Source organism: Micromonospora sp. A202 (genome assembly GCF_006715105.1).
In the GTDB taxonomy this organism is placed as follows: domain Bacteria; phylum Actinomycetota; class Actinomycetes; order Mycobacteriales; family Micromonosporaceae; genus Micromonospora; species Micromonospora zamorensis.
On sequence record NZ_VFMP01000001.1, the window covers coordinates 3,236,489 to 3,249,164 of the forward strand.

At 72.0% G+C, this 12,676-nt stretch carries 11 protein-coding genes and 1 riboswitch; of the genes, 4 read left to right on the forward strand and 7 right to left on the reverse strand.

The annotated features are described in order from the left end of the window. Positions 1-55: 55 nt before the first annotated feature. On the forward strand, positions 56-556 hold the full coding sequence (locus FBZ33_RS15130) for a hemerythrin domain-containing protein (protein WP_099853849.1): 501 nt from the start codon (positions 56-58) through the stop codon (positions 554-556). Positions 557-616: 60 nt separating this feature from the next. Here the strand turns inward: FBZ33_RS15130 and FBZ33_RS15135 are convergent, their stop codons facing one another. Beyond that, a complete protein-coding gene (locus FBZ33_RS15135) occupies positions 617-1,423 on the reverse strand; it encodes an SDR family oxidoreductase (protein WP_141909533.1) in 807 nt (268 codons plus the stop codon). A 146-nt stretch (positions 1,424-1,569) separates the two neighbouring features. Next, positions 1,570-1,659: riboswitch (ZMP/ZTP riboswitch) on the forward strand. 19 nt (positions 1,660-1,678) lie between these two features. Here FBZ33_RS15135 and FBZ33_RS15140 point away from each other — a divergent pair. Further along, on the forward strand, positions 1,679-3,115 hold the full coding sequence (locus FBZ33_RS15140; protein WP_099853853.1) for a glycine hydroxymethyltransferase: 1,437 nt from the start codon (positions 1,679-1,681) through the stop codon (positions 3,113-3,115). Between the two features lie 139 nt (positions 3,116-3,254). On the opposite strand, the gene FBZ33_RS15145 is transcribed toward FBZ33_RS15140, so the two are convergent. From FBZ33_RS15145 to FBZ33_RS15170, 6 genes are all read right to left on the reverse strand, one after another. Next, positions 3,255-3,515, reverse strand: a complete 261-nt coding sequence (locus tag FBZ33_RS15145; RefSeq protein ID WP_088948331.1) for a hypothetical protein — start codon at positions 3,513-3,515, stop codon at positions 3,255-3,257. 67 nt (positions 3,516-3,582) lie between these two features. Next, entirely contained in the window at positions 3,583-4,911 is a 1,329-nt protein-coding gene (locus FBZ33_RS15150) for an aminotransferase class I/II-fold pyridoxal phosphate-dependent enzyme (protein ID WP_141909534.1), read from the reverse strand. Positions 4,912-4,914: 3 nt separating this feature from the next. After that, positions 4,915-6,018 (reverse strand): alpha-hydroxy acid oxidase, encoded by a 1,104-nt coding sequence (locus tag FBZ33_RS15155; RefSeq protein ID WP_255508878.1) that lies wholly within the window; start codon positions 6,016-6,018, stop codon positions 4,915-4,917. Next, the gene (locus FBZ33_RS15160; RefSeq protein WP_141909536.1) at positions 6,011-6,997 is read right to left on the reverse strand and encodes an alpha/beta hydrolase; all 987 of its coding nucleotides are present in this window, start codon (positions 6,995-6,997) and stop codon (positions 6,011-6,013) included. The genes FBZ33_RS15155 and FBZ33_RS15160 overlap by 8 nt, the downstream gene beginning before the upstream one ends. Positions 6,998-7,004: 7 nt before the next feature. After that, positions 7,005-8,216: a cytochrome P450 gene (locus FBZ33_RS15165; protein ID WP_141909537.1), complete on the reverse strand. Its 1,212-nt coding sequence runs from the start codon at positions 8,214-8,216 to the stop codon at positions 7,005-7,007. Positions 8,217-8,280: 64 nt separating this feature from the next. After that, positions 8,281-9,558, reverse strand: a complete 1,278-nt coding sequence (locus FBZ33_RS15170) for an SGNH/GDSL hydrolase family protein (protein ID WP_185755495.1) — start codon at positions 9,556-9,558, stop codon at positions 8,281-8,283. A 304-nt stretch (positions 9,559-9,862) separates the two neighbouring features. Between FBZ33_RS15170 and FBZ33_RS15175 the strand changes: the two genes are divergently transcribed. Then, positions 9,863-11,416, forward strand: coding sequence for a class I adenylate-forming enzyme family protein (locus FBZ33_RS15175; RefSeq protein ID WP_141909539.1), 1,554 nt, complete (start codon positions 9,863-9,865; stop codon positions 11,414-11,416). Further along, a complete protein-coding gene (locus tag FBZ33_RS15180; protein ID WP_141909540.1) occupies positions 11,413-12,636 on the forward strand; it encodes an MFS transporter in 1,224 nt (407 codons plus the stop codon). The genes FBZ33_RS15175 and FBZ33_RS15180 overlap by 4 nt, the downstream gene beginning before the upstream one ends. Positions 12,637-12,676 lie beyond the last annotated feature (40 nt).

Below are 12,676 nucleotides of genomic sequence, written 5' to 3' on the forward strand. Positions count from 1 at the left end.
CGGCGTGGGGGTACCGGAACCCCACCAGCCGAGACTTTTCAGGGAGGTCATACCGGTGTCGACCGATGCCATCGTCCTGCTCAAAGAGGACCACAAGGAGATGCGCCGCCTGTTCAAGGCCTTCCAGGATGCCGAGGAGGGGCCTGCGAGCAAGCGGCAGAAGCTGGTCGGGCAGATCATCGAGGCCCTGACCGTGCACACCTACCTCGAGAACGAGGTGATGTACCCGGAGGTCCGCCGGCTGCTGCCCGACCTGGAGGACGACATCCTCGAGTCGTACGAGGAGCACCACGTGGCCGACGTGCTCTGCGCCGAGCTGGCCGCCATGGACGCGGACCACGAGCACTTCAACGCCAAGACGACGGTGCTGATCGAGAACGTGACGCACCACGTCGAGGAGGAGGAAGAAGAGTGGTTCCCCAAGGTCCGCGAGGCACTGGGTCGTAAGCAGTTGCAGGAGATCGGCGAGAAGATGATCGCGCTGCGGGCGGACGCTCCTCGTACGCCCAGTGACCCGAAGGCGATCAAGAAGGCGATCGACGCGGTGACCGCCTGAGGCGCCTGCTCACACCGAAGGGCCCGGCACGATGCCGGGCCCTTCGTCGTGCGTCGGGGGTCAGTCGCCCGAACCCGGCTCGGCCATCCGGCGGTGCTGTTCGGACTTGAGCTTGTCCGGGATGATCTTGCCGGCAGCGGTCTGCACCTTGTTCATCAGCGAACCCGCGGTGACCGTCTGATCGCCCTTCATCAGCGCCTCGAAGCCCTGCGCGGCGACCTTCGCCGGGCCGTCCTTGGAGCCCGAGCCGACCCGGGTGTCCTCCATGTCGGCCCGATCGAAGAACTCGGTGTCGGTCGGCCCGGGCATCAGCGAGGTCACCGTGACACCGGTGTCCTTCAACTCGTTGCGCAGCGCCTCGGCGAAGGACTGAACGAACGACTTCGAGGCGTTGTACACCGCCTGGAAGGGCCCCGGCATGGTCGAGGCGATCGACGAGGTGAACAGCACCCGGCCGGTGCCCCGCTCGACCATGCCGGGCAGCAACCGCTTCGCCAGGTGCACCGTCGAGCGGACGTTGAGGTCGACAATTTCCAACTCGTCGCGCAGGTCGGTGCCGCCGACGAAGGCGCCGCCAGCGCCCCGGCCGGCGTTGAGCGCCAGGGCGTCCACCGGGCGACCGGTGGCGGCGATCGTGGACGCCAACTCCTCCACGCCCTGCTCACGGGCCAGGTCGACACGGACGGGCTGAACCTCCGGGCCTCCGTCGCGGCGCAGCTTCTCGGCCGCCGAGGAGATACCGTCGTCTTCGGCGACCACGATGAGGTCGAAACCGTGCTCGGCGAACTGCACCGCCAGTTCGTACCCGATTCCGCTGGACGCCCCGGTCACCACGGCGAGCGGCCGGTCGGTGGACGGTGTGGTCATGATGGGTGACTCCTCTCGTGCGGGTGGCGGTCGTACCGGCAGGGGTAACCGCTCCCTACCGTGTGCCCCGACGTCGGCCGCTCAACCCTCCCGACGCGCGGCGCGCGGAGGTCGCCCGGGACGGCCCCGGCCGGACCGGTAGGATCGGACCGGGCCGTTACTGGCGCGTGGGGATGGACAACCATCGGGGAGCGGCCCCGTCATGAGGACGTTTGCCGAGCGCCTGGGCCTTCCCGCACGTCTGTTGGAGGTCGCATGTCGCGCAACGCCGAGTCCACCGCATTCCGTAGTGCCCTTGAGGTGATCCGGGCTGTCGAGCCGCGGGTGGCCGACGCCATCGGCGCGGAGCTGACCGACCAGCGGGAGTCGCTCAAGCTCATCGCCAGCGAGAACTACGCCTCCCCGGCGACCCTGCTGGCCATGGGCAACTGGTTCAGCGACAAGTACGCCGAGGGCACCGTCGGCCGGCGCTTCTACGCCGGCTGCCAGAACGTCGACACGGTCGAGGCGCTCGCCGCCGAGCACGCCCGGGAGCTGTTCGGCGCCGCGCACGCGTACGTGCAGCCGCACTCGGGCATCGACGCCAACCTGGTGGCGTTCTGGGCCGTGCTGGCCGACCGGGTGGAGTCCCCCGCCCTGAAGAAGGCGCAGGTCCGCCACGTCAACGACCTCACCGAGGCCGACTGGTTCACGCTTCGCCGTGAGCTGGGCAACCAGCGGATGCTCGGCATGTCGCTGGACGCGGGCGGCCACCTCACCCACGGGTTCCGGCCGAACATCTCCGGCAAGATGTTCGACCAGCGCAGCTACGGCACCGACCCGGCGACCGGTCTGATCGACTACGACCGGGTGGCCGAGGCGGCCCGCGAGTTCAAGCCGCTGATCCTGGTCGGCGGCTACTCGGCGTACCCGCGGAAGGTGAACTTCCGGATCCTGCGGGAGATCGCCGACTCGGTCGGCGCGACCTTCATGGTCGACATGGCGCACTTCGCCGGCCTGGTCGCCGGCAAGGTCTTCACCGGCGACTTCGACCCGGTGCCGCACGCCCACATCGTCACGACCACCACCCACAAGTCGCTGCGCGGCCCGCGCGGCGGCATGGTGCTCTGCCAGCCGGAGCTGGCCGACCAGGTGGACCGGGGCTGCCCGATGGTGCTCGGCGGTCCGCTGCCGCACGTGATGGCAGCGAAGGCGGTCGCCCTCGCGGAGGCACGCCGGCCCGACTTCGCCGACTACGCCCAGCGGATCGTGGACAACGCGCAGGCGCTCGCCGAGGGGCTGCTGCGGCGGGGCGCGAAGCTGGTCACCGGCGGCACCGACAACCACCTGGTGCTGATCGACGTGTCCGGCTACGGGCTCACCGGCCGGCAGGCCGAGCAGGCTCTCCTGGACTCGGGCATCGTCACCAACCGCAACTCGGTCCCGCAGGACCCGAACGGGGCCTGGTACACGTCCGGCATCCGGGTCGGCACGCCCGCCCTGACCACCCGGGGGCTCGGCACCGCCGAGATGGACCAGACCGCGGAGCTGATGCACACCGTGCTGACGCAGACCACCGCCGGCGCCAACGCCGACGGCACCCCGTCGAAGGCGAAGTACACGCTCGACCCGGCTCTGGCCGACAAGGTCGCCCGCCAGGCCACCGACCTGCTGGCCCCGCACCCCCTCTACCCGGCGATCGACCTGACCTGACCTGACCGGCCCCGGCTGCGGTCCCGGCCGCGTCGATCATGGAGTTGTGGTGCCCGAAACGGGCGGATGCACGGCGTTCGTCCACCACCACAACTCCATGATCGACGACGCGGGTGGGGCTCGGGGGCGTCGCAGGGGGTTAGTTCATGGGGCGCTTCAGGTGGTAGCGGTGGACCTCGGTGCTTCCCTGGACGTTGTTCACGTCCTCGGCGGCCGAGACCAGCTCCCATCCCTCCCGGCCCGCGCGGTTGAGGTGCGCGATGGCGGTGTCACCGAAGGCGGTGATGTCCTTACGGGACCCGTCCGGCGCGTACCAGACGAACGAGACATGGAAATTGCGGCCCTGTCCCTGATAGCGGCGGACGAGCAGGGCGTACTCCCAGGCAACCATGCGGCCTATTATGACCGTCCAACCAGGACGACGGCACGCGGGTCGTCGCGCATTGCCATCCGATGAACGCGCTGTGTCAACCCGCCCGGCGGGCCACCTCGTCGGTGATCAGGGCGGCCAGGCGGTCCAGCCCGACGTCGATCTGTTGTGGTGTCACCGCGCTGACCGACAGCCGCAGCGCGCACGCCGGCGCGGTGTCGTCGTAGAAGTGCGCCATCGGCGTCCACAGCACCCCGTAGTCGCGGGCCGAGCGGTCCAGCAGCGCGTCGTCGACCGGAAACGGCACTGTCACCACCACGAAGAACCCGCCGGCCGGCACCGTCCAGCGCACCGCCGCCGGGCCGCCCGCCCGGCCCGGGAACCGCCGGCGCAGCCCGGTCACCAGATGGCGCAGATTCCGGGTGTACGCGGAACGCTCCCGGGTGTTCGCCGCCACCAGGCTGCACCCGTTCTCCAGCAGCCGGCCGCCGATCACCGCCTGCGCGATCGGTGACGTGTTCACCGTGACCATGCTCTTGATCATGGCGAGCTGGTCCGCGAGCGGGCCGACCCGGCCGTCCGGCCCGGCCACCCGCTGGTCGGCGACCACGTAACCGACCCGCGCCCCGGGCAGCACGGTCTTCGCGAACGAGCCGAGGTAGACGACCCGACGCCCGGTGTCCAACGCCTTGAGGGTGGGCGGGCGCGGCCCGTCGGCGGAGTGGAACAGCCCGTACGGGTTGTCCTCCAGCAGCAGCAGGTCCTCCTCGGCGGCCAGCGTGAGCAACCGTCGCCGGTCCTCCGCCGAGATGCTGACCCCGGACGGATTGGCGAAGTCCGGCATCACGTAACAGGCACGCGGCCGAAGCCCCGACGCGCGGGCCCGCCGCACCTGGGCCGACAGGTCGGCCAGGTCCACTCCGGACGGTCCGCCGGCAACCGGCCACACCGGCAGGTCGACCAGCCGCGCCGCCCCGGTCAACCCGACGTAGGTCGGGGCGACCGCGAGCAGCACATCCTCCGGTCCGGCGCGCAACGCCCGCAGCGCCAGGAACATCGCCTCCTGGCAGCCGACGGTCACCACGACGGCCTCCGGGTCGACGGTGATCCCCTCGTCGACCGCGAGGTTGCGGGCGATCAGGTGGTGCACGATGCCCTTGGTCCGACCGTACTGGAGCAGCAGCCGCCGGGCCTGCTCGGACGAGTGACCCAGGTCGTCGGTGAGGTGCCGGTGGAACGTGTCCAGGTGCCGGTGCACCGCCGCGAGGTCGAAGAACTCCTCGTACGGCCGGCCGGCCGCCAGCGACACCGCCGCCGGGTAGCGCTCGGACACCTCGTTGAGGAAGTTCATCGAGGTCAGCGCCGGATCGCCCAGCGCGGGGTGCAGGTCGGCGACGGTCAGGTCGACCGGGTCGGTGGCAGTCACCGCTCAGCCCGCGTCGAGGGTCCGCAGCGCGGCGGCCGCCGCGGGGTCGGCGCAGCCGGCCAGGGTGAGCGCGTCGGTCAGCTCGGCGGCGAGCAGCGTCAGCGCGTCCCGCGCGCCGCGTTCGCCACCGGCGGCCAGCGCCCAGAGCAACGGCCGGCCGACCAGCACCCCGGCGGCGCCCAGCGCGAGCGCCCGCAGCACGTCGGTGCCGCTGCGGATGCCGCTGTCCAGCAGCACCTGGCAATCGCCGCCGACCGCGTCGACGACCTCCGGCAACATGGTGACACTGGCCGGCGCGCCGTCGAGTTGCCGGCCGCCATGGTTCGACACGACCAGCGCGTCCGCGCCCACCCGGACCGCCTCGACCGCGTCGCGGGGGTCCAGCACTCCCTTGACCACCAGCGGCAGGTCGACCTGCTCGCGTAGCCAGGCCAGGTCCGCCCAGCGCAGCGCCGGCGCGAACGAGGAGGCGGTGTGCGCGGCGAGCGCGGACACCCCGGGTGCACCGGCGTGCGCCAGGGCGTCGCGCCCGTCGGGCAGGTTCGCCGCCACCACGTCGTCCGGCAGCCGGAAGGCGTTGCGCAGGTCCCGGGGACGCCGGCCGAGCACCGGGACGTCCACGGTGACCACCAGTGCCCGACAACCGGCCGCGACGACCCGGGCCAGCAGGTCACGGACGAGGGCCCGGTCGCGCAGCCAGTAGAGCTGGAACCACACGTCCGCGCCGACAGCGGTGACCTGTTCGAGAGGTGTGCTGCCCAGCGTGCTCGCCAGGTACGGGATCCCGGCCGCGCCGGCCGCCGAGGCGAGGCCCAGCTCCCCGTCCGGGTGCATCAGGCGCTGGTACGCCATCGGCGCCACCCCGACCGGCATGGCGTACGGGCGGCCGAGCAGCCGGGCGCCGAGGTCGACGGTGTCCACCCCGCGTAGCATCCGGGGCAGCACGGCGACCCGGTCCAACGCGCGACGGTTGGCCGACACTGTCACCCCGGACGCGCTGCCGCAGTCGACGTAGTCCCACACGTCCTCCGGCAGCACCGTGCGGGCCCGCTCGGCGTAGTCGGTGAGCGACACGGCCGGCAGGTCGGTCAGCACCGGCTCAACCACCGCGCACCGCCGTGCCCGTCGGGCCATCCGCCGGCTCGTCACGCTCGGGCGCCAGCCCGAACCGTTCCCGCAGGAACGCCGCCGCGTCGGCCTGCGCCCGCCGGCCGTCGGTGAAGACGCCCGGCATGGCGAAGAAGCCGTGGATCATCCCCGGGTAGTGCCGCACCCGGGTGGGTACGCCGGCGGCGGCCAGTCGCTCCGCGTACCGCTGCCCCTGCGCGCACAGCGGGTCCAGCTCGGCGGTGACCACCAGCGCCGGGGGCAGGCCGGTCAGGTCGTCGGCGAGCAGCGGCGACGCGAGGGGGTCCTGGGCGTGCGCCTCGTCGGTCAGGTAGTGCGTCCGGTACCAGGCCACCGAACGGCTGTTGAACAGCGTCGGGTCGTCGTCGGCCGGGTCGGTGGGCTCGCCGCTCTGGTCGGTGTTCGGATAGACCAGCAGCTGCGCGGCGAGCGTGGGCCCGTGCGCGCGGCTGAGCAGGGTGACCGCGGCGGCCAGGTTCCCGCCGGCGCTGTCCCCACCCACCGCCAGCCGGTCCGGGTCAACGCCCAGCCGGTCGGCATGGCCGACGACCCAGCTGGCGGCCGCGTGGCAGTCGTGCACCGCCGCCGGGAAGGGATGCTCCGGGGCGAGCCGGTAGCCGACGGTGATCACCTGACAGGGCACGGCGTTGGCCAGTCGACGGCAGATGCCGTCGGCGGTGTCGATGCTGCCGAGCGTCCACCCGCCGCCGAAGAAGTACAGCAGGGTGGGCAGCGGGCCCGACCCTGCCGGCCGGTACACCCGCAGCGGCAGCTCGCCGGCCGGGCCGAGCATTCGCTCGTCGCGTACCTCGGACACCGGCTCGACCGCGCCGGAACCGGCGCGGATCGCGGCCAGGTCCGCGGCGCGCGCCTCGGTCAGCGTCTGCGTGTACAACGGCGGGGTGCCGGTCGCGGCGCGGGCCGCCCGGTACGCCGCCACCTCCGGGTGCGGGGCCATGTCGCTCCTATCCGCCGGTGCTGACGAGCAGCTTGTCGATGCCGCGCAGGAACAGGCTGCCGCTGTACGTCGGCGTCTCGGTGACGGTCAGCCCGGGGAACCGGGCGAACAGTCGGGGCAGCGCGAGGCGGCCCTCCAGTCGGGACACCGCCGCGCCGAGACAGAAGTGCAGACCCACCCCGAAGGCCAACGACGGCGGGCCGGGTCGGGTCGGGTCGAAGACGTCCGGGTCCGGGAACCGTGCCGGGTCCCGGTTGGCCGCCCCGATGATGATCAGCACGTTGTCGTCCCGGGCGACCGGCACATCACCCAGCACCATGTCGGCCGGCGCGGCACGGGCCAGGAAGTGCACGGGGCTCTCCAACCGCAGCACCTCGTCGACGCAGCCCGCGGTCAGCTTGTCGTCGGTGGGCATCGCCGCGACCGTCTCCGGGTGGGCCAGCAGCAACGGCATCCCGTTGCTGAACATGTAGACGGTGGTGACGAAGCTGGCGTTGAACAGCACGATCAGGTTGCTGACCAGCTCCTCCTCGGTCAGCTCCACCTCACCCGAGTCGAGGGCCTCCACCAGCCCACTCAGCAGGTCGTCCCCGGGCACCCTGCGGCGGTGCGCCAGCAGCTCCCGGTAGAAGACCCGCAGCTCCTCCGCCGCGGTGTTGGCGGCGGCCAGACGTTCCGGGGTCTTCCCGGCGACGTCCAGGAACTCGTCGATCCATTCCACCCGCTCGCGGTACCACGCCAACTCCCCCGCCGGGATACCGATGAACTCGGCCATCACCAGGGCCGGGACCGGGTACGCGAAGTCCGCCACGAAGTCCACCACGGCGTTTCCGGCGTCGGCCATCCGGTCCAGCAGCTCGTCGACCACCCGCAGGATCACCGGTTCCAGCGCGCCCAACCGGCGCGGCGTGAAGGTGCGGGAGAACACGTGCCGCATCCGCGTGTGGTCGGGCGGGTTCACGAACATCATCGAGGTCTGGAAGGTGCGCAGGATCTCCTGCTCCTGCCAGCCCGGCGGCGGCTGTTTGGTCCACTGCGGATCGCGCAGCAACCCGTCGACGAGGTCGTAGCCGACCGCCAGCGCCGCCACCGTGCGGTGCTCGGCCCGGGCCGGGACCGCGCTGACCGGCCCGAGCTTGTGCAGGCCGGCGTACCACGGATACGGGTTCTGTCGGCCCTGCTCGCTGTACAGGCCGGTGAGCAACTCCTGCGCCGTCACGACGCGCTCCTCCCCAGGATGTCGGTGCCGGGGCAGCGAGGATCACCCGCCGCCCCGGCCGGTGTCACAAGCCGAGCAGCCGCAGCGGCACAGCGTTCGCCAGTGCCTGGTTGCCGGCATCGTTCGGGTGGATGTGGTCACCCGAGTCGTACGCGGGCAGCAGCTGACTGGGCCGCGCCGGGTCGCGCAGCACCCGGTCGAAGTCGAGCAGCCCGTCGAACTCGCGGCTGCCACGCAGGTACGTGTTCACCGCCTGCCGGGTGGCTTCCTTCTGCGGAGTCCACACGCCGGGCGCCCCGTGCCCCTCGTACGGGGTCAGCGTGGCCACCAGGCTGGTCAGCCCTCGCTGCTGGAGCTGCTGGTTGATCTGCCGCAGGGTAGCGATGATCGCCTCGGGTGAGTCGTTGGACATCCAGATGTCGTTGATGCCCAGGTGGGTGACGACGGTGCGCACCCCGGTCTGGGGAAAGACGTCCTCGTTGAGCCGGGCCGCCGCGTTCGGGCCGAGCTGGTAGTAGCCGGGGTAGTTGCCGTCGCCCGGCTCGGTGCCCTCGTGGTTGAGGCGGTTGCCGGCCAGGCTGAGGTTGAGCACGCCCGGGGTGCGCGGGTCCGGCCGGGCGGCGAGCAGCCGGTCGGAGAGCAGGTCGGGCCAGCGCCGGTTGGCGTTGACGGTGCTGCCGTTGCCGTCACCGATGGAGTCACTGAGCACCACCACCGCGCCCGGGGTGGCCCTGCGCTGTACGTCGATCCCGGAGAGGAAGAACCAGCAGCAGGTGGGGCGGGTGGTGAACCCGGTGCCCTCGGCGGCCCCGGTCAGGTCCCCGGCGCCGATGAAGTTGGCCTGCTGCGACTGCCCGTGGAAGGTGGTCGGGCCGGTCGGCGTCGGGAAGTGCACTGTGACCACCAGGTCGCTGTCGTCCGCGACCGGGAACGCCAGCGGGTCGCTGAGCAGCTCGGCGCCCCGGTTCATGGTCGCCGAGCCGTTGCCGGTGAAGGTCAGCGGGCGCACCGAGGCCGGATCGATGTCGGAGAGGTCGTCGGCGGTGGCAGTGTTGGGTCGGGCGACGGTGGCCCGACCGACCGCTACCGCCTGCTCGCCGTAGAGGTTGCTCAGACGGACCCGCAGCGCCGGACCGCCCACCGATACGTGCACGATCATCCGTACGCTCTGGTCGTTCAGACCGGTGTTGGTCAGCCCGACCGAGTTGCCCCGGGTGACCGCGGTGGCCCAGCTGCCCGCCCACTCGGACCGGTCCGGTCGGCCGGCGGCGGTCCCGGACGGACCGGCGCTGGCGACGACCGCGGGTGTGCCCGTGACCAGCAGCGCGGCCGCGGCGGCGATGACGTGCCATCTCTTCGGGGTCGACATTGAACCTCCATCGTGTGGCAGCCCAGGGCCGTCCGCTGACGGCGCCCGCCTGGACGATGGTCCAGAAACCTAGCCGCCGCCGCTGACGGGCGTCAATCAACCTGATCGACGCGATCAAATGTCCGGCGGGCCTGTCGGATCGCCCCGTCGGCACGGTTCCGACCAACCGTTACCGGCCTAGGCTCGCAGTCGGCGGGCTCACCGGAGCGCGCGCCACCGTCGCGTCGTCACCGGGCGCTGCCCGGGGACCGCCGCTTTCTCGGATGGGGGCAGTCGGATGACTGACGGACCTGGGCACACCTACGTGGACCGAGTGCTGGATCTCTTCGCCGGCTTCGGGGACCGGGAGGCGCTGGTCGGCGGAGACCGCCGGCTCACCTACACCGAGGCCGCCGCGCTGGTGCGGACGATGGCCGCGACCCTGACCCGGCACGGCGTACGCCCCGGTGCGGCGGTGCTGGTGACAGTGGCGAACGCGGTCGAGGGCCCGTTGCTCCAGCTCGCGCTGCATCTCATCGGCTGCCGGACCATGTGGGTCGCCCCGGTGACCGCGCGCCGGGAGGTCGACGAGTTCATCCGCCTGGCCCGCCCGGACGCCCTCGTCTACGACGCCCGGGACCCGGCCAGTCTCGGCCCGGACCTGGCCGCCGCGCTGCCCGGCACGCCGTTGTGCTGTCTCGGCCCGGGAGGCGCCGGCCCGGACCTCACCGCCGACGCCGACGCGGCGGAACTGCCGGCATCCGTGCCGGCACCGGAGTCGTTCCTGCAGACCAGCGGCACCACCGGCAGCCCCAAGCTGGTGCACCACCGGGAGAGCTTCTACGCGCAGATCCTCACCCTGGCCGCCGACTTCCGCGCCGCCGGGTTCCCCCTGCTGCGGCACCTGTCGCACTCCCCGATGTGGTTGGCCAGCGGGCAGATCACCACCCTGTTCAACCTGTTCACCGGCGGGGTGCTGTTCCTGCGCGACGACTGGGACCCGGTGGCCTTCGTGGACACCGTACAGCGGGAGCGGATCAACTCCACCTTCCTCACCCCGCCGATGCTCTACGAGGTGCTGGACCACCCGGCGCTGGTCGGCGCGGACTTCAGCGCCATGTTCATGTTCAACGTGGGAGCGGGGCCCGCCGCGCCCGCCCGGCTGCGCCAGGCCATCGCGCGGTTCGGCCCGGTGCTGCGCATCGTGTACGGCCTCAGCGAAGCCGTGGTGATCACCGCGCTGCCCGGGTTGACCGATGACCCGGAGCACCCGGAGCGGCTGCGGTCCTGCGGTCGACCCTACGGCGACGTACAAATCGAGATCCGCGACGACGACGGCACGGTGCTGCCGCCGGGGCGCGACGGCGAGGTGTGGGTGCAGACCCGACTGAGCTTCGCCGGCTACCACGGCCAGCCCGAGCTGACCGCGCAGACGCTGGTCGACGGCTGGGTGCGTACCCGCGACATCGGGCACCTCGACGACAACGGTTACCTCTACCTGGTCGACCGCGCGCACGACATGATCGTCACGCACCGGCGGAACTGGGCGATCTTCTGCCGCCCCATCGAGGACGTGCTGGCCGGGCATCCCCAGGTACGGGCCGCCGCCGTGATCGGCGTACCGGACGAGACGGTCGGCGAGGTCCCGTACGCGTACGTCGTGGCCGCCCCGGACGCCACGGTCACCGGCGCCGAGCTGATCGACCTGGTGACCGCGGAGCTCAACGAGATGTGGGCGCCGGCCGCTGTGGAGTTCATCGACCGGTTGCCGGTGAACCGGTCGGTCAAGGTGGACAAACGGGCGCTGCGCGAGCGGTACGCGGCGCGTCGGGCGGCGGCGGTCGGGGCGTGACTCCCCGCCGGCAACTGGTCGTCCTGGTCGGCGCGGACCTGATCTCCAACCTGGGCACCCGCATCTCGGTGGTGACCATTCCATGGCTGGTGCTGGTCACCACCGGCAGCCCGACCAAGATGGGCCTGGTCGCGTTCGCCGAGACCCTGCCGTACCTGCTGTCCAGCGCGCTGGGTACACCCTGGGCGGACCGGATCGGCCTGCGCCGCACGTCCATCCTCTGTGACGCCGGCAGCGCGGTGGCCATGGTGGTCGTCGCGCTGACCCCGTGGTTGGGTTTCGGTTCGCTGGTGGCGCTGGTGGCGCTGGCCGGCGCGCTGCGCGGCATCGGGGACCGGGTGAAGCACGTGATGTTCCGGCCGGTCGCCGAGGCCGCCGGGGTGCCGCTGATCCGGCTGACCTCGGCGTACGACGGGTTGAGCCGGGTGGTGACCCTCTTCGGCGCCGCCGTGGGCGGCGTGCTGATCGCCGCGTTCGGGGTGACCGAGGCGATCCTCATCGACGCGGCCAGCTTCGGTGTCTGCGCGCTGCTGATCGGTGTCCTGGTCCGGCCACCGGCCGCGCCGGCGAAGCCCGCCGAGCCGGAGAGCTACCTGCGAGCGCTGCGTGCAGGATTCGGCTACCTGGGCCGGGACCGGCCGCTGCTCAGCATGCTGCTGGTCATCTCGGCGCTGAACATGGTGGCCAACGCCAGCGTGGCCGTCTACATCCCGGTGTGGGTCGCCCGGGAGCTGCACGGCCCCAGCGGGCTCGGTCTGGTGCTGGCGGCGTTCTCGGCGGGCGCGCTGCTGGGCAACGTCGTCTTCACCGCGCTCGGGCCGAGGCTGCCCCGCCGGCTGACGTTCCTGGTCGGGGCGCTGATCGCCGGCACACCCCGGCTGGTCGCACTGGCGATCAGCGACGAGCTGCCGGTGGTGCTCCTGGTGACCTTCCTGTCCGGCATCGGCATCGCGGCGGTCAACCCGCTGCTCGGGGTGGCGCTCTACGAGCGGGTGCCTGCGGAGTTGCAGACCCGGGTGATCGGCATCGCCGGTTCGCTGGCCTTCGTCGGTCTGCCGGTCGGCGCGCTGCTCGGCGGCTGGTCGGTGGACGCTCTGGGTCTCACCCCGGCGCTGCTGACCATGGCGGCGGCGTGCCTGCTGGTCAGCGCGTACCCACTGCTGACCCGGCCGTCCGAGCCGAGGACACCGACGCGGCCCACCCCCGCCGTCGCGCCCTGACAGTTGGGCTCGCACGAGCACACTGCGGCCCGCTGAGCGC

Coding starts and splice junctions, on each gene's coding strand:
- FBZ33_RS15135 (WP_141909533.1), bottom strand. CDS start 1,423: ATGACCACACCGTCCACCGACCGGCCGCTCGCCGTGGTGACCGGGGCG.
- FBZ33_RS15140 (WP_099853853.1), top strand. CDS start 1,679: ATGTCGCGCAACGCCGAGTCCACCGCATTCCGTAGTGCCCTTGAGGTG.
- FBZ33_RS15160 (WP_141909536.1), bottom strand. CDS start 6,997: ATGGCCCCGCACCCGGAGGTGGCGGCGTACCGGGCGGCCCGCGCCGCG.
- FBZ33_RS15175 (WP_141909539.1), top strand. CDS start 9,863: ATGACTGACGGACCTGGGCACACCTACGTGGACCGAGTGCTGGATCTC.